This window comes from Cellulomonas sp. GbtcB1 (assembly GCF_019091725.1).
Lineage (GTDB): Bacteria > Actinomycetota > Actinomycetes > Actinomycetales > Cellulomonadaceae > Cellulomonas.
Genome location: NZ_JAGXJG010000040.1, coordinates 18,679 through 40,229, shown reverse-complemented (window position 1 = coordinate 40,229; position 21,551 = coordinate 18,679). Strand labels below are relative to the sequence as shown.

Annotated in this window: 14 protein-coding genes and 1 pseudogene; 4 read left to right on the top strand and 11 right to left on the bottom strand. The window is 72.1% G+C overall.

Annotation, left to right across the window (positions count from 1 at the left end; genetic code table 11):
* Positions 1-506: 506 nt before the first annotated feature.
* Positions 507-773: pseudogene (locus KVT14_RS14150) on the bottom strand (ATP-dependent DNA ligase); the annotation flags it as partial.
* Between the two features lie 96 nt (positions 774-869).
* Complete coding sequence (locus KVT14_RS14145) at positions 870-2,006, bottom strand: hypothetical protein (protein WP_217616259.1); 1,137 nt, start codon at positions 2,004-2,006, stop codon at positions 870-872.
* A gap of 185 nt (positions 2,007-2,191) precedes the next feature.
* Between KVT14_RS14145 and KVT14_RS14140 the strand changes: the two genes are divergently transcribed.
* The 3 genes from KVT14_RS14140 (at position 2,192) to KVT14_RS14130 (ending at position 6,498) form a co-directional block, all read left to right on the top strand.
* The gene (locus tag KVT14_RS14140; protein WP_217616258.1) at positions 2,192-3,553 is read left to right on the top strand and encodes a recombinase family protein; all 1,362 of its coding nucleotides are present in this window, start codon (positions 2,192-2,194) and stop codon (positions 3,551-3,553) included.
* Between the two features lie 815 nt (positions 3,554-4,368).
* Positions 4,369-5,265, top strand: a complete 897-nt coding sequence (locus KVT14_RS14135) for a hypothetical protein (protein WP_217616257.1) — start codon at positions 4,369-4,371, stop codon at positions 5,263-5,265.
* Positions 5,266-6,105: 840 nt separating this feature from the next.
* Entirely contained in the window at positions 6,106-6,498 is a 393-nt protein-coding gene (locus KVT14_RS14130; RefSeq protein WP_217616256.1) for a hypothetical protein, read from the top strand.
* 94 nt (positions 6,499-6,592) lie between these two features.
* On the opposite strand, the gene KVT14_RS14125 is transcribed toward KVT14_RS14130, so the two are convergent.
* A complete protein-coding gene (locus tag KVT14_RS14125; protein WP_217616255.1) occupies positions 6,593-6,871 on the bottom strand; it encodes a hypothetical protein in 279 nt (92 codons plus the stop codon).
* 815 nt (positions 6,872-7,686) lie between these two features.
* Between KVT14_RS14125 and KVT14_RS14120 the strand changes: the two genes are divergently transcribed.
* A complete protein-coding gene (locus tag KVT14_RS14120; RefSeq protein ID WP_217616254.1) occupies positions 7,687-8,646 on the top strand; it encodes a hypothetical protein in 960 nt (319 codons plus the stop codon).
* A gap of 502 nt (positions 8,647-9,148) precedes the next feature.
* On the opposite strand, the gene KVT14_RS14115 is transcribed toward KVT14_RS14120, so the two are convergent.
* The 8 genes from KVT14_RS14115 to KVT14_RS14080 all read right to left on the bottom strand — a co-directional run bounded on the left by KVT14_RS14115 (position 9,149) and on the right by KVT14_RS14080 (position 21,541).
* Positions 9,149-10,759 carry an ATP-dependent DNA ligase gene (locus KVT14_RS14115; RefSeq protein ID WP_217616253.1) on the bottom strand — a complete coding sequence of 537 codons (1,611 nt, stop codon included), beginning with the start codon at positions 10,757-10,759 and terminating at the stop codon, positions 9,149-9,151.
* Between the two features lie 43 nt (positions 10,760-10,802).
* Positions 10,803-12,383: a Na+/H+ antiporter gene (locus KVT14_RS14110; protein ID WP_217616252.1), complete on the bottom strand. Its 1,581-nt coding sequence runs from the start codon at positions 12,381-12,383 to the stop codon at positions 10,803-10,805.
* A gap of 101 nt (positions 12,384-12,484) precedes the next feature.
* Entirely contained in the window at positions 12,485-14,038 is a 1,554-nt protein-coding gene (locus KVT14_RS14105; RefSeq protein ID WP_217616251.1) for a glycoside hydrolase family 1 protein, read from the bottom strand.
* The gene (locus KVT14_RS14100) at positions 14,035-16,611 is read right to left on the bottom strand and encodes a glycoside hydrolase family 2 protein (RefSeq protein ID WP_217616250.1); all 2,577 of its coding nucleotides are present in this window, start codon (positions 16,609-16,611) and stop codon (positions 14,035-14,037) included. Before KVT14_RS14100 ends, KVT14_RS14105 begins: the two co-directional genes overlap by 4 nt.
* 56 nt (positions 16,612-16,667) lie before the next feature.
* The gene (locus tag KVT14_RS14095) at positions 16,668-18,710 is read right to left on the bottom strand and encodes a beta-galactosidase (protein WP_308161080.1); all 2,043 of its coding nucleotides are present in this window, start codon (positions 18,708-18,710) and stop codon (positions 16,668-16,670) included.
* Complete coding sequence (locus KVT14_RS14090) at positions 18,703-19,641, bottom strand: ABC transporter ATP-binding protein (protein ID WP_217616249.1); 939 nt, start codon at positions 19,639-19,641, stop codon at positions 18,703-18,705. Before KVT14_RS14090 ends, KVT14_RS14095 begins: the two co-directional genes overlap by 8 nt.
* Positions 19,638-20,531 carry an ABC transporter ATP-binding protein gene (locus KVT14_RS14085; protein WP_217616248.1) on the bottom strand — a complete coding sequence of 298 codons (894 nt, stop codon included), beginning with the start codon at positions 20,529-20,531 and terminating at the stop codon, positions 19,638-19,640. The genes KVT14_RS14090 and KVT14_RS14085 overlap by 4 nt, the downstream gene beginning before the upstream one ends.
* The gene (locus KVT14_RS14080; protein WP_254630944.1) at positions 20,531-21,541 is read right to left on the bottom strand and encodes an ABC transporter permease; all 1,011 of its coding nucleotides are present in this window, start codon (positions 21,539-21,541) and stop codon (positions 20,531-20,533) included. Before KVT14_RS14080 ends, KVT14_RS14085 begins: the two co-directional genes overlap by 1 nt.
* Between the last annotated feature and the right edge of the window lie 10 nt (positions 21,542-21,551).

Below are 21,551 nucleotides of genomic sequence, written 5' to 3'. Positions count from 1 at the left end.
TCCGACCCGACTTTGGCGGCGGCGGGCCGCCGCCAGGGCCGCGAGCGGGCGGCGGTGCCGCGGCCGGCGTCCGGGGTCGTCGCCCCGGGCGGCCTGCGAGCGCCGGTGCTCGAGCCGGTGCTCGAGCTCGCGCTCCTGCTGGCGGTACACGACGAGGAACAGGTCGGGGTGCACGGGGTCCTCCTGCACGGTTCGGGTGGCGGGTCACGCCACCGGCTGGGTCGCCGCGAGGGAGGCGGTCGCGTCCTCGCGGCCCGTGGACCGGGGGTGGTGGTCCACGCCTCCATCCTCTCGTGCGCGGACCCCGACGAGGCCGCTGACCTGGGGGTGGATCACCCGTCCGCGCGGCGCGGCGGCCCGGGGCGAGCGGGTGCGGAAGGGACCAGGGTCCCGGTCCGCGGGTGACGTCCGCCGCGGCCCGGCCTGGTGCTCCCCGCCCCGGCCTCGTCCCACGGGTGCCGGCCCGCGCGCGCCCCCGGGTCCCAGCCCGCCCGCGTCCTCCGGCCTCAGCCCGCCGGTGCCGCCAGCGCCCGCACGGTCTCGATCGTGTCCGCCTCCGCCGCCGTCTTGTCCTCGCGGTACCGCAGGACCCGCGCGAACCGGAGCGCCAGCCCGCCGGGGTACCGGGTGGACCGCTGCAGCCCGTCGAACGCGATCTCCACCACCTGCTCCGGCCGCAGCGTCACGGTCCACCCGTCGTCGGCGACCTCGAGCTCCCGGAACCGCGCGGTCTGCCAGGCGAGCATCTCGTCCGTCATGCCCTTGAACGTCTTGCACGGCGCGAAGTTACCGAAGCGGGGAGGTTGCCGACGACGTCGCTGGTGACGCACCCCCAACAGTCAGAGGCCGCCTCCCCTTAAGGCGTCGACTCAGGAGGCGAGTACCTGCTGGCGAAGGATCTCCATGTAAGGGCGCTCGGTCTCCCTAGTTGCCCAGGCGCCCTTGATGAACTCCGTCAGCCGCGGGAGGTCGTCCTTGACGGTGCTCGGCCAGAGATTCGGGTTGTACGAGACAACTCGGAGCAAGTTGTCGACGTCAAAGATCGGATTCGTCCCGATCGCCTTCACGAGGACGATCGGCTTCTTCTCCGCGATTCGCAGACCGAGTTCGAAGAGAACATTGGGGTTGTGTTCCGTTAGGTCGACCAGTACCAAGTCCGCGTCTAGGAGTCCGTTCACTATGGTCGAGTGAATGAGGTCGGAGCCCTGGCCGCGTGCGGTCCGCGCCTCGAACCCGGCGCGCTCGATCGCAGGCTCGAACAGTGAAGCGAACACCTCAGTGAAGAATCCGGGCGCATACTCCTCGGTCTTTTCTGTGAAAGGCATCGCAACGAAACAAATGGGTCGACCACCGGCCGGTGTCGCCGCGGGGTTCGCAAGGATGTTTTTCGGGCTGCCGTTGTGGCCGTCGCTCGGCGTTTCGGTGCTTCGGGGTGATGCTTGGCCGGGCGTCCAATCTGCGCCGATCCCAAGGATGCGGCAGTTTTTCTGGAACACGTCTAGGAAGGTGTCATGCGTCCTGGGATCGAGCCCAAACTTAGTCTCAAGAACGTTGCGCACAAACTCGTCGGCGGGAAGTTTGCTCCCCTTGTAGTGTTCGACGACTCCTCTGAACTTGTCCACGTTCAAGAACGCTTTCAGTTTCGCACCGTAGGCATCGGCGTCCGATTCCGGATAAACAGCCTGCTTGCCGAGTGCGGTCAAGGATATCTCGCCGGCGTCGCGAGTCCCGGAGGTGAAACCGTAGTCGCGCGCCGCAGTCGTGAGATAGAAGAAGTTCCCCGTCTTTCCTCCGACGTTGAGCGCCTTTGCGATCTCCTGCGGGTTGTAGGGTTCGCCTCCGTTGTGAGTTCGGATCACGCCCGGAATTCGCAGTGCTTCATCGACGGTCTTCCGGGGGAAGAGGTACTGCGGCTTTCCGGTCCGAGCAACGGGCTTGCTGTTCTCCTCGTGATCGGTGTCGATGGCTGCGGCGTCGACCGCCTCGTCCGGCGTCTCATCCGTCATCGCTGACCTCCTCGTTGCCCGCTGCTCGGCTGCCTGTGGTCCTGCGGCAAGAGTAGGTACAGATGACGACCCGCGGGCTCGGTTGCGGCGATACGACGTAGAGATTTGCGTGCTGGACGGCTGGCGCGCGTCCTGCATCTCCTAGATCGCCTTGCTCGGAACGAAGTCACGTAGGATCGGCGGTCGTGACCGATCGCATGTACCTTCGCATCTCGCTCGACACGGCCGCTTCCGGCTCCATCGACAAGCAGAGAGCGATGCTCACCCCTCACGCGCGACCTGGCGCCGTCGAGTACGTCGATCGCTCCGTCTCGGGCTCGAAGACTCGGTTCGTTGAGCGCCCTGAGGGTGGGAGGCTCCTGAACGACCTGCGGTCTGGCGATCGACTCCTGGTTACGAAGATCGATCGCGCCGCTCGAAACACGGAGGACCTGCTCGGGCTCGTGAAGCGGGTCAACGCCGTCGGCGCCGAGGTGGTCTTTGCCGAGCCGTACATCTCGACAGAGGGATCAATGGGCAAGTTGCTCCTCACTGTCTTCGGCGCTGTTGCCGAGTTTGAGGCCGCCCTGATATCTGAGCGTCGGCGTGAGTCGCTGGCCGTGTTCGCCGGCGAAGGTCGTCACGCGGTGGGCAAGGCGCCGTTCGGCCTGGTGTCCGTACCCAACCCGCATGGGCGCGGCCTCGTGCTTCGTCCCGACCCCGTGTCCGGTCCTGCCCTCCGAGAGGCAGTTGAGGATCTTCTTGCGGGAAAGACGACACAAGCGGTCTGTGCCGAACGGCTGGGCATCGGCGGACCGACGCTGTCTCGATTGCTCAGGAACAACCGGCTGGCCGGATTCACGACCTCGGGAGTCGTAGACCCGGAAGCGGCAGTCTTTACGCTGATCGAGTGGGATGGCCTCCAGCGACACCTTGCACGTCCGGAGAAGACGTGGGTGAGGTCGCAGGATCTCGGCGCTGCTCTCAAGTGCGGTGTGTGCGGAGATCGCCTCTACTTTCAGGCGGCCAAGAATCCCTCGCACGCGACCTACAAGTGCCGGCGCGTCCGCCACGCAGATGGAGAGCCCTCGGCGAGCGTCATCCGGGTGAACGCCGACGCGAGGGTGGAGGCAGACTTCCTCGGATCGTTCGGCTCGCTTGACGTCTTGGCCGAGGTCTCAACGTCGACTTCCGATGCCCGTGTGCGATCGATGGCCGAGGCGCGATTGCGCCTCTCGATCGCGCGCGCGGCGCTGGATGAGGCGGTCGATGACGTTGCTGAGGCTGAGGCCTTCGCGGGCTACCGAGCGGCGAAGCGAGAACTGATGGCGGCCGAAGCGCTGCCGGACGAGACGACCACTCGATATGTTCCAACCGGTGAGACCTATTCCGAGGTATGGCATCGGTCATCAGCGGCGGATCGAGCGTCGACGCTGCTCGCAGCGGGAGTTACTTACGTCGTTCGCCCCGGGCGCATTCCGCTGGAGGACAAGGTCAGGAGGTCCGAGCAGGTCGTTCCTCAACTTGAGGCAGCAGAACCTGACTATCTCGCCGGACAGTTGGACTAGTTGCGCGATGGCCGCCGCGGCTAGCGCGATGGTTAATCCGGGCGCGGGCGCGGGCGTGGGCGCCGGACAGGTGGGCGAGAGCCTGTCCCTCTAGCGGCGCCTCCCGACTCACTGGATTGATAAACCGCCCAGTCGTTGGTGTGGCGCCCGAGTGCGCCGGTCTGCACCGTGGAGTGCCTCGTGATGCGCGAAAGCCCTCACGGATTGACGGAGCGTCGCCGTCGTCGACCGCCTCTTGATCGAAGTGGGGCGGGCGGGGCGTGAGAACACGCCCCCTCCTGTTCCTTCTCTAAGAGAGTCGACTCTCGAAGAGAGAACAGGAGGGGGCGTGTCTTGACGCCCCACACGCCCCCTCGGCGCCAGGTACCGACCGCCAGCAGACTCGCGAGCACTGCCCAGGCAACGACTACACGCTCCTGAGCAACTCCCTACACGCGGGCTCCTCGCGCGGGCGCGCTCTGCGCCGGAGTGGGTGTCGCTTGCGGCAACCCTGGGGCGGGTAGGGCGTCAGAACACGCCCTTCCTGGTTCTCTCTCAAGAGTCTCTCTCTCTTGAGCGGTAACAGGAGAGGGCGTGTTCTCACGCCCTACGCGCCCCAACAATTGCCTTTGCGCCCAGCGGCACCTAATCACCCCAGCAAACTGGTCTTGCGGCGCGGTTCGCCAATCGAAACCGGGCAACAGGATCCCCGCCCACGCACGACTACTTAGGTAGTGACCATCTCGCGCGCCCGACCGCCCGCGAATCGCACCAGAGCCCGGCAACGCGCCGGGGCCGCGCCTCTCGACCCCGATCCGACAGGAGTGCATCTCAGAATGCCGAACACCCTCTATACCGCCGAGCAGGCCGCCGCCGTCGCCGCGTCGCTCGCCCACAAGGACCTGAACATCGCCGGGACGGTGTCCCGCGACGTCGAGGCGGACTTCAACCCGGGCCGCGGTCTGGTCGTGCCGGTCCGCATCCCCGGCGCCACCGTCGCGGGGACCAAGGACCCGAAGGACACCACGACTCCGCTGGACCTGGGCTCGATCCACGAGCAGACCGTGCCCGTCGAGATCGACGTGCACGCCTTTTCGCGGGTGGCGCTGTCCGAGGCCGACCTCTCGCTCGGCCTGACCGACTACGCAGCGCAGGTGCTCGCGCCGCAGAGCGCCGCGCTCGCTTCCTACTCGGAGGATCGGGTCGTCAAGGCCATGCAGGCAACGCCGCTGAAGGACCTCGCGTTCGACGAGGCGAACCCCGCCCGGATGTTCACCGCTGCCCGCGCCGCGCTGCGCAAGAACGGCGTCAACGGCGCGACCCCGCTGCTCGCGGCCGTCGGCGCGGACGTGTACGGCGCTCTGCTCGATGGCCCGGTGTCGACCTTCGATGCAGACGGCAAGGTGCGCGGCTTCACTGTGCAGGAGTCGACGTCGCTGGCTCCCGGCGAGGCGGTCTTCTACATCCGCAACGCCTTCACGCTGGTCCTGCGCGCTCCGATCGCACCGGATGGCGCACCGTTCTCTGCGGCCGTGCGGGCGCAGACCGAGAACAGTGAGTTCGCACTCCGCCTGATTCGGGCCTACAACCCCGCCGTCGCGGCGGAGGAGTCGCTCGTTTCCGTCCTCGTCGGCTCCCGCGCGATGCCGCTGCCGGTGGTCGACACCGAGACCGGCACGGTGAGCCTCGTCGAGCACGGCGGCGCGATTCGCGTCGACACCGCGTCTGCCTGACAGATAGACCACCAGCCTCGGCGCAATGGCGCGACGGGGCGGGAACGCCTGACCCGGAGGCGGGAACGCCGGTTGTCATTCCGGCCTTTCGGCGCCAGGTGGGCGGGTCGCCTGGTGCGGAATAACCAACTACGCGGCGAGGGAGAGGCTCTCTCGCCGACGAGCAGGCCTTGTCCTCGTCGCATACCGGTTCAGCCATGCCGGTATTGGGCACGGTCCGCTCGCGGGGATTCGTGTGAAGTCGTTGCCCTGCGAGCACCGCGACACCCTGCCGCCTCGACCCCACTCTCCGGGCCGACGTGGCACCTCCGCTGAATTGCGTCAGCGGCGGAACTCGTGAGCCCGGATCGGGGCCGCGCTCCTGGAGCGGCCCCGATCCGGGCTCACACCCCCCTCTCGCGCCTCGCCAGGCTGCCCAATGCTTCCCAGAAAGTGAGGCCGACAATTCCTGCGATCACCGACGCCCGGACTGCCCTCGGCGACCTCCTGCTAGGCACTCGCGACCTGGCGATCGCACTGGATGCCGCCGAGCAGGTGCAGTGGTCCCCGGCGCCGCGACCGCGGCCCGACACCGACGCGTCGCGCAAGCCCTCCGGCCCTCCGTCCGACCCGACCGCCGCCGTGGCGCTCCAGGACGAGCGTCTCGAGGTTCGCGCGGCGTGCGCCCAGGCACGACAGGCGATGGCCGCCGCGCTGTCCACCGTGACCGCCGCGCGAGCACGCGTAAGCGGCGCCCTGGCCTTCTGGGAGGGCGGCCCCTCACCGAGCACTGCGCCCATGCCGTTCGCATGACACCAACCCGACCCGCGCCCGGTCTCGACCCTTCACAGGAGAGCCTCTATGCACTTCCACGACGACTCCGGCGACCCGACCGACGGTGCCGTCGACCACGCGGAAAGCGCCGACCTGGCGAACGACCTCGGCGACGACCTCGACAACCCCGATCATCGCGTCTTCGCCGCTCCAGAGGCTCCGGCTGGCCGCACGAACCGAGCAACGGGCCGATCGACGCGAGGCACTGGCGTCGACCCGATCAACGCCAAGCCCGCTGAGGCGCCGCGCCCGCTTCGCTCCGGACACGTCGAAGTGTCCGCACTGGCCGACGATCAGACGCCCGTGCGCCTCACTCTGCCCGCCGACCACGCGGCGTTGCCGGGTCTGCTGGCGCGTCGAGGCACCCGTCTGCGCCGCGTCGCGTCCGGCGTTGTGCTTACGGAGCCGGTGGCAGCCTGATGCGCGAAGCCGCTTCCGCAAAGTGTGCGATTCCGACGCACCCGCGCGACACGTGCGGCCACGTTGCCGCGCGTTGAAAGCTGATTGTGATCGGTCAGAGCAGCGACGAGATCGGCACGTCTCGAAACGGCCTAGCCGTGCCGCCGGCTTCCAGGTTGACCCAGGTAAAGCCGCGAGACTGAAGGCCCCGGAGCACTTGAGCAGTTGCAGGCTGGCTAACGCCGGTCCAGCCGTGGGGCCCGTTCGGAGCGGGCTGGGTCGCGCCGGTCTCGTCGTCTTCTGCCCGCCATGCCGCGCGGACGCGCACGGTGCGGTTGGCGCTCGCCGGGAACTGCGACTGGGCCGACGCGAGGATGACGGGTCTTGTGACCATGTCGAGGACTCTATGGGTGCTCGCGTGAGATGCCCGTCGCGACACGAGCGTGCAGCGGAACCATGAGTCGTCTCCGCGTCGTCCCGGCCCTGAGAGAGGGAGGGGGCGACCCCCTCCCCGGGGCTCGACCCCTCCCGGATCGGCGTAGCAAGTCGCGATGCGCGCGAGTCTGGGCCTCACGACAATCCGACGTGAACGCCCACTGAGCCGGCCGGGCGATCTCCAGCCAGATTCTATCTTGACTGGCGCAGCCCCGTGTCAGACTCGGCCTCATGGCACCCTCGGGGACGATGTGATGGGCGCGCCTCCGTTGACGAGCGGACGCTTGCCGCTTGGGAGATGGACCGTCGAGGTCGCCGACCTGGCGGAGTTCGTCGCTCTGCCTGACTCGGCTCACCGCGCAGCCGTGTTCAACGACTGGACTCGCCTCACTGAGACCCTCAGGAGGGTCACAGGCGGCGTGGCCGCGTGTTGGCTCTCGGGCAGTTTCTTCACAACCAAGCCTGAGCCCGCGGACCTGGACTGTCTCTACGTCATCGATCATCAGAACTTGGCCAGGGCTCGCGCTGACGTGACTGCCGCGAAGTTCCTCCAAATTGTCGCGAAGTCGCAGGTCAAGTCGGTGCTAGGGCTGCGTGTGGACTCTTACGTGCTCCCCTGGTGGCCGCATGCGGGTACGGACGCCGGGCCGTCTGACAGAGGAGAGCAGTACCTTCTACCGAGGGGCTACTGGGACGACTTCTGGTCCCGGGAGCGCCACCAGGACCCCCGTACGTCTGCTCTTCCGCGCCGCGGATACTTGGAGGTGATCCTCGATGGCTACCGATGACCACGAGGCTCTCCTTGCACGAGCGAGCGAGTCGGAGGTCGGGCTGCTGTGGGACGAACCGGGGGATCTCGCGCACCTCAGCGTTGCAGCGTTCGTTGCTCACGACCGGGGTGATGCCCGAGCGCTCCGTTCCTCGGGGTCAGTCCGCCTGCACGGCGGCGGAGTTCGGGGGCACTCCGTGGACCTCGATGAGGTGGGCAGGATCGCGCGCCAGTGGCAGCGGGCTACGACCGCTATCGGAGCGGCACTGAGCGGCGTTAAGAGCGCTCGCGGGAGAGTTCCAGACGACATCGCTGCCCGTACAAGGCTCGCGTTGACTGGTGCGCCTCAGCCAGGGTCGTTGGTGCTACACCTCGAGCCGGCGGCAGATCCTCTTGCGGAAGTCGAGCCACATGGGCAGCGGCCGATGTTCGACGTGTCTCGTCCGCTCGCTGACATGGCAAGTGAGATGCTCCTGAATGTCCTGGCGGAGGTTCCACGCGCAGGCATCAGTGACCTTGACCCGCTCTCGGAGTCGTTGCGTGAACTCGGCCCGCGCGCTGCCGCTTCCCTGCATGATCTCGCCACTACGCTGCACGCGGCCGACGTCGACTTGGATGCATCCTGGACGGAGCCCTCGGCTGGGACGAGGCGCGCGAACCTCTCGGTGAGCGGCGCTCGTTGGCTCGCGAAGTTCATTGAGGGGCGGGACTTGGCGAGTGAGGAAGAGCCATTGACGGGAATCGCTGAGACCGTCAGCAATCGCGAGAGGTGGCTCATCGCCACGGCTGACGGGGGAATCGAGCGCATCGTGGCGAGTAGCCTTGACCTGACTGACGTGCGCCGGGTTCGTCCTGGCGATTTCGTCACACTGCTCGTCCGTTCCTCACGAAAAGCCCAGCCGGATGGCACTATCGTGACGCGACGGGAAGCGTTGCAGTTGCTAAGTGTCGAGGCGCCGGACTAGTCGCACGCGGCGACACGGTCGAGCGCGAATCGGAGGTACTCGTGCCCTGGCTTTACGACGGTATCCCGGATCGGCCTGCGTGGCTGCGACGACGTATGCTCCGAATGGGTCGCGCTGAGCGCCGCTCTATCTCTAAGCCCGCTGACGACCCCCGATATGGCATCGAAGCCTCCGTGAGCAGAATGCTCCGCCGCTCTCGGCGACGCCGTCGATTGTACGAAGTCGGCACCGATCCAACGATCACTTTCACGCTCGCGCTCATCGGAGGGCCGGTGGTGGGGCTCCAGTTGGATCGGCTGACAGACTCGGAGCCGGGCGGAAGTTGGCTGGTGTTGGCTTCAGGGCTCTCGGTGGTAGCGATCGGTGCGTGGCTGGCTCGCAGCCGAGCAGTCGTGGAAGAGCGAGAACGAGATTCGGTGTCAGACACGCTTCTGAACCGGCATTTCGAGGAACTGAACAGCAGGCTCGACGCCGATTTCTCTCAGATTCGAAATGACGCGGACTAGGCCTGGTGAGAAACCGACCCCGTAGGTCTTGGGAGCAGGCTCTGAAGCGTCTCGATCGTGTCCGCTTCTTCCGGCTGGCGGTCCTCCCGGTAGCGAACAACTCGGGCGAACCGGAGGGCGAGCCCGCCGGGGTATCGGGATGAGCGCTGCACGCCGTCGAATGCGACTTCCACGACCTGTTCGGGTCTCACCTGGATGACGTCCCCGTCAGTCGGGCCTTCGGCGAGGTCAAGGAACCTCTGCGTCTGCCACGCCAACATGGCGTCAGTCATACCCTTGAAGGTCTTGCCAACGGGGACCCATCCGGTACGTAACTCTGCTCCCTCAAACGTCTTGCCGAGCATGACGAACCCGCCGTCGCCGTCCCGCGCGCCGAGGTGGATATTGGACAGCGAGCCGACCCGGCGGCCGGAGCCGCGCTCCACGGCCAGCACCACCAGGTCGAGGGTGTGCCGCGGCTTGACCTTGACCCAGGCACCGCCGCGGCGGCCGGCCTCGTAGGGCGCGGCGGCGTCCTTGACGATGACGCCCTCCTGCCCGGCGGCGACCCAGCCGGCGAACGCCTGCTGCGCGACGTCGGGGTCGGCGGTGACGACGCGCTCGACGGCGTGGTCCGGGGCGATCGCGTCGAGGACGGCCAGGCGCTCGGTCAGCGGGGCGTCGAGCAGGTCGACGCCGTCGCGGTGCAGGACGTCGAAGAAGAACGGGTGCAGCGCGGTGGTCGCGGCGAGCTCGGCGTCCCGGGTGGCGCTGCGCGCGGCGGTCTCCTGGAACGGGCGCGGCCGGCCGGCGTCGTCCAGGGCCAGGGCCTCGCCGTCGAGCACCACCGATCGCACCGGCAGGGCCAGCGCCGCCGCGACGACCTCGGGCACCCGCGCGGTGATGTCGTCGAGGCTGCGGGTGTAGACGCGCACGTCGTCGCCGTCACGGTGCACCTGGATCCGGATGCCGTCGAGCTTGGCGTCCACGACGACCGCCCGGCCGTCGAACCCCGCGACCGCAGCGGGGACGTCGGGCGCCGAGGCGGCGAGCATCGGCCGGACCGGGCGGCCGACGGCCAGACCGAAGGCGTCGAGCGCGGCGCGGGCGGCCTCCGGGTCCGGCGCCGCCAGGGCCGCCTCGGCGACCGGCTCGCTCGCGCCCGCGAGCATGGCGGCCCGGCGCACCGTCGCGACCGGCACGCCGGCGGCCTCGGCGACCGCGTCGAGCAGCAGCGCGTCCAGGGCGCCCTGCCGCACCTCGCCGGAGACGAGGCCGGCGAGGAACCGCTGCTCGTCGACGGTGGCGGCGCCGAACAGGTCGGCCGCCAGTGCGGCCCGCGCCCCCGCGGAGCCCGGGCCGGACAGCCCGGCCATCCGCTCGAACGCCGCGTCCACCGCGAGCACGTCCAGCGACGGTTCCGCGGCGGGCGGCGGCAGGTCGCGCAGGGACCGCCAGCCGAGGCCCGTGCGGCGCTGCCGCAGCTCGCCCGCGAGGTAGCGCGCGACCACGGGCACCTCCTCCGGGCCGGTGCGGCGGAGCAGGTCCACGAGCAGCGCCCGCTTGGCGAGACGCGAGCGGGTCGCGGCCAGGCCCGCGCTGGTGGCGGCGACGTCGGCGAGCAGCACGTCCGTCATCCTGCCGCCGACCACCGACACCCGCGAGCCCGGCTCACTCCGGGGACAGGGCGCCGCGCGTCAGCCGGACCTCCTCCGCGTCGAGCTGCGCCTGCACCTCGCGCAGCACGATGTCGTCGATCGTCCGCTCGTCGCGCAGCCGCACCACCGCCGCGCGCTTGTGCGCGAGCACCGCGAGCCGGAGCGCGTCGAAGTCGGCCTCGCGCGGGCGGCCGCGGTCGGCGGGCCCGTCGCCGGCCTCCGCCAGCGCCTCCGCGTGCATCCGGTACTCCGCCTCGAGCTTGGCGACGACCTTGCCGGTCAGCCCGAGCCGCTCGGCCTCGACCGGGAGGGCGTCCAGCGCGGCCCGGGTCGCCACCTTCTCCGCGTGGTGCCGCTCGCTGTCCACGCCGTCGTCGACCGGCAGCCGGGCCCAGCGGACGACCGCCGGCAGCGTGAGCCCCTGGATCAGCAGCGTCGCCAGGATCACGCCGCCGGTGATGAAGATGATGACGTCGCGCCCGGGGAACGGTGCGCCGTCCCCGGTGGTCTCGGGCACGCCCAGCGCCGCGGCCAGCGACACCGCGCCCCGGAACCCCGCCCACGCCCCGGGCATCCGGTGCCGCCAGGACACCCGCCGGGTGCGCTGCACCGGGCGGCGGTCGAGGGCGCGGACGACGTAGGGCGTCGTGTGGAACCAGAGCATCCGGGCGCCGATCACCGCGCCGAACGCGGCGGCGGTCCACCCCAGCGCCTCGGCGAGCCGGGCGGAGGTCAGCCCGTCCGCGGCGGTGACGAGCTGCATCCCGACGAGCACGAACAGCGCCCCGTTCAGCACGTGGCTGACCACCGCCCAGAACGACTGCGACTGCACGCGAGCGGCGGCGGGGATGAGGCGCGGGCCGCTCTGGCTGAGCAGCAGGCCGGCCACGACCACGGCGAGCACCCCGGACGCCTCGACGAGCTCGGCGAGCAGGAACGCGGCGAACGGGGTCAGCACGCTGATCACGCTCTGCTGGATCGCCTCGTGCACCCGCTCGCGCAGCTGGACCGCCAGCCACCACACCGCGACGCCCGCGGCGGCGCCGCCGAGGTAGGAGAGCGTGAACCGCCCGGCGAGGTAGCCGCCGGTGACCGGCTCGGCGACGGCGTGCACCGCGATCGCGTAGATCACCAGGGCGGTGCCGTCGTTGACCAGGCTCTCGGCGCGCAGGGTGGTGAGGGTGCGGCGGGGCATGCCGCGGGCGACCCCGGCGACGGCGGTGGCGTCGGTCGGCGCCAGCACGCCGCCGAGGATCCACGCCGGGCCCCACGGCATCCCGAGGGCGTGCAGCACGACGGCGACCACGCCCGCGGTCACCACCACGAGCAGCACGCTGGACAGGACGATCACCCGCAGGTTCGCGCGGATCTCGCGCAGCGACGTCGTCAGGCTCTCCCAGTAGAGCAGCGCGGGCAGCACCACGAGCAGCACCAGCTCCGGCGGCACCGTGAGCCCGCGGAACGCGGGGAGGAACCCGAGGCCCACCCCGAGCACGAGCAGGACCAGCGGCGGCGCGACGCCGAACCGGCGCCCGAGGGCCGTGCCGGCGAGGAGCGCGAGCAGCACGACGACGATGAGCTCCAGCGTGAGCACGGTGCCTCCTGCGGCGGGCGGGCACCGGTCGCCCAGGTCGGCGGCCGGGTGGGACGGGACGAGGATGCTCGCGCCGTCCCGACCCGGCAAGAGGGAACGGCTCAGCCGGCCCCGGCACCGGCCCCGGCACCGGCTCCCGCGCCGGCCCCCGCCGCGGCCCCGCCCCCGGCTCCCGCCCAGGCAGCGACACCTGCGCCCGCGCCCGCCCCGACGGCCACCGCCGCGGCGACCGGCGGCAGCACGCCCGTGGTCGCGAGCTGCCGGTACCAGTGCCCCGAGTCCTTCACGGTGCGCGCCATCGTCGCGTAGTCGACGTGCACGATCCCGAACCGGCGCTCGTACCCGTACGCCCACTCGAAGTTGTCCAGCAGCGACCACGCGAAGTAGCCGCGGACCTCCGCCCCGGCGTCGAGCGCGGCGCCGACCGCCTCGACGTGCGCGTGCAGGTAGGCCACCCGGTCGGCGTCGTGCACGCCGCCGTCGGGCGCGACGACGTCGAGGTAGGCCGCCCCGTTCTCGGTGACGTGCAGCGGGAGGCCGGGGCGGCGGCGGTGCAGGTCGACCAGCAGCTCGGTCAGCCCGGACGGGTCGACGACCCAGCCCATCGCGGTCCGCGGGCCCGGCTGGTGCCGCCAGCGGACGCCCTCGACGAGGTTGGCGGGCGGCCGGGTCGCGCCCGCGGGCGAGGCCGCCTGCACGTCGGCCTCCGCGGGTGCGCCCCCGCCCGGCGTCGAGCCGTCCGCCCCGACCAGCGCGGTCGTGTAGTAGTTCACCCCGAGCGCGTCCAGCCGCGTCCGGACCAGGTCCAGGTCGCCGTCGCGCACGAACGACCAGTCGGTCAGGTGCGCCGTCTCGGCGACGACCTCCTCCGGGTAGGCGCCGTCGAGCAGCGGCCCGAGGAACACCTCGTTCGCCACCCGGTCCAGCCGCGCCTTCGCGGCCGCGTCCGCGGGCGCCGCCGACGCGGCCCGGTTCACCTGGAGGTTCAGCGTGATCGACACCGGCGTCGCGTCCCCCACGGCGGCGCGCACCGCGCGGGCCCCGAGCCCGTGCGCCAGGTTGAGCGTGTGCACCGCGGCCAGCGCCCGGGCGGGGTCCTGCACGCCCGGGGCGTGCTCACCGGACGCGTACCCGAGGTAGGCGGAGCACCACGGCTCGTTGAGCGTGGTCCACAGCGCGACGCGGTCGCCGAGCGCGTCCGCGACCAGGCCCGCGTAGTCGGCGAACCGCCAGGCGGTGTCCCGCTGGGGCCAGCCGCCGGCGTCCTCCAGCGCCTGGGGGAGGTCCCAGTGGTAGAGCGTGACGACCGGGTCGATGCCGTGCGCGAGCAGGGTGTCGGCCAGCCGCCGGTAGAAGTCCAGCCCGGCCTGGTTCGCCGACCCTCGCCCGGTCGGCTGCACGCGCGGCCACGCGACCGAGAACCGGTAGGCACCGAGCCCGAGGTCGGCCATGAGCGCGACGTCGTCGGCGAACCGGCGGTAGTGGTCGGTGCCGAGGTCGCCGGTGTGGCCGCCGAGCACCGCCCCGGGCGTGCGGGAGAACGTGTCCCAGATCGACGGGGCGCGGCCGTCCGCGTCCGTCGCGCCCTCCACCTGGTACGCGGCCGTGGCCGCGCCCCAGAGGAAGCCGTCGGGGAACCGGCGCGCCCCGCTCACCGGGCCGCCTCGAGGTCGGCCTCGAGGTCGGGCTCGCCGGCGAGCGGGTCGCCCGCGAGCGGCACGCCGCGCAGGTCGTTCGCCGACCGCAGCACCGGTGCGGCCGTGAGGTCGGCCAGGTCGAGCACGGCGTCCGTCGTCACGTGGAACGTCGCCCGCTCGCCCGCCAGCAGCGTGACCAGCGCGTCGTCGACGAGCGCGTCCGCCGCGAGCCGGTCGGCGTGCAGCGTGACGTCGGCCGCGTAGGACCGGGCGACGACCTCGACCCGGTATCCGCCGGGCTCGCGCGCGGCGGTGGCCCGCACCGCGCCCGGGTCGAGCCGCAGGTCGACGTCCTCGACGAACGTGTGCGTCGCCCGCGCCTCGCCACCCCGGTCCGGCAGCCGCGCCGCCAGCACCTCGCCGGCCGGGTCACGCGGCGTCGCGAGGTCCGCCGGCAGCGGCACGACGGCCACCGACCGCGGCTCCGCCGCCACGGGCACGCCCGCCGCCGCGGCCGTCACGCCGCCGAGCGTCTCCCGGCGCAGGTGCGCGGTGCCGGACCAGGGCTCGTCGGTGTCGTTGGTCGCGACCAGCACGACCCCGCCGTCGCGCTCGGCCAGGAACAGCGTCCGCGGGGCGCCGGCGGCGCGCAGCGCGTACCAGAGCGGCTTGGGCCGCTCGGCGGAGTCGACGGCCGCCCAGGACGTCACCGGCCAGCAGTCGTTGAGCTGCCAGACGATCCAGCCCGCGGTGCGCGGCCACCAGGCGCGGTAGTGCTCGACCGCGTGCCGGACGGCGCGCGCCTGGTTGAGCTGGGCCGCCCAGTGCCAGTCGGCGAAGTCGCGCGGGACGCCCAGGTGCGGCGCCATGCCGCGGTCGAGCTTGCCGTTGCCGTCCTCGGCCTTCTGGTGCACGAGGAACACGGGGTCCTCCTGCGGCACGGGCGCGTCGGCGAGCGGACCGCCGTCGGCCGCGTGCACGGAGTCGACGAGGGTGCGCCAGGCCGGCGGCCCCTGGAACCCGAACTCCGAGCAGAACCGCGGGATCTCCGAGCGGTAGACCGTGTAGTCGACGCGGTTCCACACCTCCCACTGGTGGTGCGTGCCGCGGTCGGGGTCGTTGGGGTGCACGCCCTCGGGGTCGCGCCGCGGGGTGAACGGGCTGTTGGTGGCGTACGGGCGGGTGGGGTCCAGCTCCGCCAGCACGGCCGGGAACAGCTCCTCGGCGTACCACCGGCCCCACGTGGCGTCGCCGAGCTGCGCCTTCCAGCCCCAGTCCTCGTGGCCCCAGACGTTCTCGTTGCCGCCGTTCCACAGCACCAGCGACGGGTGCGGCATCAGCCGCACGACGTTCTCCCGCGCCTCCGCCTCGATCTCGGAGCGCAGCGGCTCCTCCTCGGGGTACGCCGCGCAGGCGAGCAGGAAGTCCTGCCAGACCAGCAGGCCGCGCTCGTCGCACGCCTCGTAGAAGTCCTCGGACTCGTAGATCCCGCCGCCCCAGACCCGCAGCAGGTTGAGGTGCGCGTCCGCCGCCTGGTCGAGCCGGCGCACCAGGCGCTCGCGGGTGATCCGGGTCAGCAGGTGGTCGTCGGGGATCCAGTTGGCGCCGCGCACGGCGACCGGGCGGCCGTTGACCACGAGCGTGAACCGGGTGCCGTGCTCGTCGTCGGCGGTGTCGAGGGCGACGGAACGGAAGCCGATTCGGCGGCGCCAGGTGTCGAGGACTCCGGCCCCGTCGTCGTCGCCCGTCAGCGTCACGTCCAGGTCCACCAGCGGCTGCTCGCCGTGCCCCACCGGCCACCACACGGGGGCGTCCGGGACCGCCAGCTCGACGGCCGCCGCGGAGTCGCCCGCGGGCACGGTCACGGAGGCGGACACTCCCAGCACCGCCGCCCGGACGGTCAGCGCGGCGTCCGGGACCAGCCCCGACCGCTCCACGTCCACGTGCACCGCGACCCGGCCGGTGCCGTCCGCGTCGAGCGTGACCAGCGGGCGCACCCGGGCCAGCCGCGCGACGGACCAGCGCTCGACCCGCACCGGCTTCCACAGCCCGGCGGTGCGCAGGTCGGGCCCCCAGTCCCAGCCGAACGAGCACGCCATCTTGCGGACGAAGTTGTACGGCACCGGGCTGTAGGCCGACGGCCGGTCGCCCAGGGCGTCCCGCACCTCGTCGGCGTACGCGGTGGCGGACCGCAGGTCGACGGTGAGCGCGCGCGGCGCCCCGTCCGCCAGGTCCCGCACGTCGTACCGGTACGACCGGTGCATGTTCGCGGTCGTCCCCAGCACCCGCCCGCCGAGCGCCACGGTGCCCACGGTGTCGACGCCCTCCAGCACGAGGTCCACCCGCTCGCCCTCCGCGGCCGGCTCCAGCGCGAGCGCCCGCTCGTACCGCCAGTCCGTGCCGTGGACCCAGCGCACGGACTCCTCGTGCGCGTCCAGGTACGGGTCGGGGATCAGGCCCGCGGCGAGCAGGTCGGTGTGCACCGAGCCGGGCACCTCGGCGGCGAGGGGGCCCGCGGCGAGGACGGCGTCGGGCACGGGGCCGGCGGTGGCGGTGACGGTCCAGCCGTCGGCGAGGGTGTGGTGCTGCACGGGTGCTCCCGGGTGTCGCAGGGGTGGCTCAGGGTGGCGCAGGGGTGTCGCAGGTGTCAGGGGCGCTCGCGGACGACGCGCACGCCGCCCGCCGGCACCGTGGTGACGGGCCCGACCTCCGCGCCGGTGAGCAGGTCGGTGCCGGACGCGGTGGCCTTGCGGTCCGCGTCGGTGTGGTTGAGCAGGAACAGGTAGGAGGACCCGTCGCCGACGCGGCGGACCGCCTCGACGCCCGGGTCGGCCTCGGCGGTGCGGGGCAGCCCGGCCTCCTCGACGAGCCGCGCGGCGACGCGGTCGACGGCCGCGCGGGGCAGGGCCGCCCCGACGTACCAGGCGGCCCCGCCGCCGGCAGCGACCCGCCGGGTCACGGCCGGCCCGCCGGCCAGCGACGACGTGGCGTACCGGACGACCGCCTCGGCGCCGTCGAGCTCGACCCGCTCGGTCCAGTCCGCGACCTCGGTGCCGTCGTCCAGCCGGACGCGCTCGCCCGCCTGGAGCGGGTAGAACTCGTCGGTCCACGCACCGAGCACGTCCTGCAGGGCGCCGAGCCCGGGCCGGACCCGGCCGGTCGGCTCGCAGACGCCGGACAGGTAGGTGACCAGCAGCGTCCCGCCGCGCGCGGGTACGGCGCGCAGCCGGTCCGCCTCCACGTCGGACAGCACCTGCAGCGTCGGTACCAGCACCAGGTCGTAGCCGGCCAGGTCGGTCCCGGGCGGCACGACGTCGCACAGCACCTGCCGCTCCCACAGGGCGCGGTGCCAGGTGCGCAGCTCGCGCCCGTACCGCAGCGCCCGGTGCGGCGTCAGCCCGTGCTGCAGCGCCCAGCCGGCCGGGTCGTCGACGACCATGGCGGCCCGCGCGGGCTCGACCACCGAGCCCTGCACCTCCGCGAGGGCCCGCAGGTCGCGCCCCAGGGCGACGACCTCGCGCCAGATCCGGGACCGGGTCCCGGAGTGCGGCACCATCGCGGAGTGGAACTGCTCGGCCCCGGCGGTCGAGGCGCGCCACTGGAAGAACAGCGCGCCGTCGGAGCCGCGGGCGACGTGGCCCAGGGCGTTCCGGGCGATCTCGCCGGGGTCCTTCGCGCGGTTGCGCTGCTGCCAGGAGGGCGCGCCGGTGGAGTGCTCCATGAGCAGCCACGGCCGACGACCCGCCGACATGCCGCGCATCCGGTCGCCGGCGAACGCGAGGTCCTGCTCCCGGTCCGGGTCGTCGACCAGCGTGTAGTGGTCGTTCGCCACGACGGCGGTGTGCGCGGCCCAGGACGCGTAGTCCACGACCTGCGCGCCGGGCCCGACCATCATGTTCGTGGTCACGGGCGCGTCGGAGTGCCGCTCGAGCACCTCCTTCTCGGCGAGGTAGTGCGCGAGCAGCGCGTCCGAGGAGTACCGCTCGTAGTCGAGGTACAGCCCGGGGTTCGGGGCCCCGTGCTTGCCGCGCGGCGGCAGGATCTCGTCCCACGCGCCGAACCGGTGCCCCCACTGCGCCGTGCCCCACGCCGCGTTCACCGCGTCGAGGGACCCGTACCGCGCCCGCAGCCAGTCCCGGAACGCCGCGGCCGACACGTCGCAGTAGCAGCGCGCGTTGCCGCCGCCGAGCTCGTTGCTCACGTGCCACAGCCGCACGGCGGGGTGCCGGCCGTACCGCTCCGCCAGCGCCTCGACGTACCGCAACGCGTACCGCCGGAACACCGCGCTGCTCGGGCACCACGCCAGCCGGCCGCCGGGCGGCTGCTGGTAGAGGTCGGCGTCGTACGGCAGCACCTCGGGGTGCGCGGTGTGCAGCCAGGACGGCGGTGCGGCGGTGGGCGTGGCCAGGTCGATGGCGATGCCGTGGGAGTGCAGCAGCTCGACCGCCTCGTCGAACCAGGTCCAGTCGAACGCGCCGTCGGCGGTCTCGACCAGGCCCCACGAGAACACCCCGAGGGTCACCAGGTTCACGCCGGCCTCGCGCATCAGGGCGACGTCCTCGTCCCAGACCGCGCGGGGCCACTGCTCGGGGTTGTAGTCGCCGCCGTAGGCGAGGCCGTCGACCAGGCGGACCGGCGGCGGTGCGGCGGCGGGCGGCGGCGGGACCACCGCGCTGACGAACTCAGGCACCGGCCCGCACCCCGTCCGCGGTCGCGGCGCGCGCGGCGGCCGCCTCCGCCTCGTCGATCGGCACCCAGGCGCCCAGCGTGTGGTCGTAGCAGACGGAGTTGTCGATCGCGTCGCGCGCCACGGCGGTGTCGCCCTCGCGCCCGACGCTGCCGACCCGGTCCGGGTCCGGCGCCGCCATCGCGAGCAGCTTCGTGTAGTCGTGGTGCGGGTCGAGGATCACGGCGTCGGCCGGCCCGCGCTCCACGACGCGGCCCCGGTAGAGCACCAGGATCTCGTCGGAGAAGTGCCGCGCGGTCGCCAGGTCGTGCGTGATGTAGAGGACCGCGAGGTTGTCCTCGCGCTGCAGCCGGCCGAGCAGGTTGAGCACGCCGAGCCGGATGGACACGTCGAGCATCGACACCGGCTCGTCCGCGATCAGCACCTGCGCCCCCGGGGCGAGCGCGCGGGCGATCGCGACCCGCTGCCGCTGCCCGCCGGACAGCTCGTGCGGCCGGCGCGCGGCCATGTCCTCCGCGGGGTGCAGGTTGACCCGCTCCAGCATCTCCAGCACGCGCGCGTGGGTGGACGCCGCGTCGTGGGTGCGGCGGTGGATCCGCAGCGGCCGGGCGACGTGGTGCTCGACCGAGTGGAACGGGTTCAGCGAGGCGAACGGGTCCTGGAACACCATCTGCACGTGCCGCTGGTACACCGAGCCCATCACGGGCGTCCGGTCGTCCAGCTGCACGTCGATCCGCCCGGAGGTCGGCTTCTCCATCCGGGTGAGCAGCTTGGCGATCGTCGACTTCCCGGAGCCCGACTCGCCCACCAGGGCGACGGTGCGCCGGGGCACCAGGTCGAACGACACCCGGTCGACGGCCCGCAGGGTGCTGCGGCGCAGGCCGGAGCGCAGGGCGTAGTCCTTGGTCAGGTTGGTGACGTGCACGCTGGTCATGCCGAGGCCTCCTCGGGGTCGACGCCCTCGCGGATGAACGCGCCGCGCTCGCCGGACAGGCTCGGGAACGACCCGAGCAGCCGGCGGGTGTACGGGTGGGCGGGGGAGCGGTGCAGCTGGGCGGCGGTCTCCAGCTCGACGATCTCGCCGGCGAGCATCACCGCGATCCGGTCGCTGATCTCCAGCAGCAGCGGCAGGTCGTGCGTGATGAACACGACCGCGAAGTCGAGCTCGTCGCGGAGCCGGACGATCTCGCGGAGGATCTCCCGCTGCACCACCACGTCGAGGGCGGTGGTGGGCTCGTCCATGATCATGATCTGCGGCTCGAGCAGCATGGCCATCGCGATCATCACCCGCTGCCGCATCCCGCCGGACAGCTCGTGCGGGTAGGACCGCAGCCGTCCGGGGTCGACTCCGACCCGGGTCAGCACCTCGGCGGACCGCTCCCGGCGCTGCGCCCGGGACATCCGGGCGTGCGCCCGCAGCGTGTCGTCGAGCTGGGCGCCGATCGTCCGGACCGGGTTGAGCGAGTTCATCGCGCCCTGGAACACCATCGACAGCTGCGACCAGCGGAACCGGCGCAGCGGCTCGTCGTCCAGCCCGAGCAGGTCGACGTCGCCGCCGTCCCGGTCGTGGAAGACCACGGAGCCGGACGCGATCCGGGCCGGCGGCTGGTGCAGCCGGTTGATCGCGTACGCGAGGGTCGTCTTGCCGCAGCCGGACTCGCCGGCCAGGCCGAGGATCTCGCCGCGGCCGAGCTGCAGGCTCGCGCCCCTGACGGCGGTGACGGGCTCCTCGACGTCGTAGACGACGGTGAGGTCGGTGACGGTGAGCACGGGGCGGCGCGCGGGCACCGCGGCGTGCGGGACCTGGTCCGTGAGCGTGGTCATCAGGCGGCCTTCCTGGCGACGCGGGCGGCCGCCTTCGCGCGACGGCGGGCGGTGCGGGCGTTCTTCAGGCGGGGGTTGATGATCTCGTCGATCGAGAAGTTGACCAGGGACAGCCCCATGCCGAACAGCGCGATGACGAGGCCGGGCGGGACGAACCACCACCAGGCGCCCAGCGGCAGGGCGAAGCCGTTCTGCGCGTAGAACAGCATCGTGCCGAGGGTCGAGGCGTTCGAGGCGCCGAGGCCGAGGAACGACAGGCCGGCCTCGCCGAGGATCGCCGCGATCACCGCGTACACGAACTGCGACGCGAGCACCGGGAGCAGGTTCGGCAGGATCTCCACGCCGATGACCCGCCACGGCTTCTCGCCCGACAGCCGGGACGCGGCCACGTAGTCGCGGGACCGCACCGACAGGGTCTGCGCGCGCAGCACCCGGGCCGAGGCCGCCCACGACGTCAGGGCGAGCACCACCGCGATCGTCCACAGCCCGCGGCTCTCCCGCGGCACGAAGCCCGAGATCACGATGACCAGGGGCAGGCCGGGGATCACCAGGAACACGTTCGACAGCAGGGAGAACCCCTCGTCCGCCGCGCCGCCGAGGTAGGCGCCGTAGATCCCGAAGAACGCCGACAGCAGCGTGGCGAGCACGCCGACCATGAGGCCGATCTGCAGCGAGCCGCGGGTCGCGTGCGCCAGCTGGGCGAGCACGTCCTGGCCGGTCTGGGTGGTGCCGAGCCAGTGCTCCGCCGACGGCGGGGCCAGGCCGACGTCGCTGATCGCGTCGGGGTCGCCGACCAGGTACGGCCCGACCACGCCGAGCAGCACCACCCCGGCGATCAGCACGAGCCCGGTGGCGAGCCACGGGGTCATGGTCGGCAGCAGCATCCGCCACGCGGGGCGGGCGCGGGTCCCCGTCGGGCGGGGCTCGGGCGCGTCGGTCGGTGCGGTGGTCTCGACGGGCCCGCCGGGCCCCTCGACGGCCACCTGCACGTCCGGTCCGATGTTCGTCATCGCCGGCTCC

Excerpts from the sequence above, each read along its gene's own strand:
- KVT14_RS14145 (WP_217616259.1), bottom strand. The coding sequence starts at position 2,006 with ATGACGGATGAGACGCCGGACGAGGCGGTCGACGCCGCAGCCATCGAC.
- KVT14_RS14135 (WP_217616257.1), top strand. The coding sequence starts at position 4,369 with ATGCCGAACACCCTCTATACCGCCGAGCAGGCCGCCGCCGTCGCCGCG.
- KVT14_RS14130 (WP_217616256.1), top strand. The coding sequence starts at position 6,106 with ATGCACTTCCACGACGACTCCGGCGACCCGACCGACGGTGCCGTCGAC.
- KVT14_RS14125 (WP_217616255.1), bottom strand. The coding sequence starts at position 6,871 with ATGGTCACAAGACCCGTCATCCTCGCGTCGGCCCAGTCGCAGTTCCCG.
- KVT14_RS14120 (WP_217616254.1), top strand. The coding sequence starts at position 7,687 with ATGGCTACCGATGACCACGAGGCTCTCCTTGCACGAGCGAGCGAGTCG.
- KVT14_RS14090 (WP_217616249.1), bottom strand. The coding sequence starts at position 19,641 with ATGACCAGCGTGCACGTCACCAACCTGACCAAGGACTACGCCCTGCGC.
- KVT14_RS14085 (WP_217616248.1), bottom strand. The coding sequence starts at position 20,531 with ATGACCACGCTCACGGACCAGGTCCCGCACGCCGCGGTGCCCGCGCGC.
- KVT14_RS14080 (WP_254630944.1), bottom strand. The coding sequence starts at position 21,541 with ATGACGAACATCGGACCGGACGTGCAGGTGGCCGTCGAGGGGCCCGGC.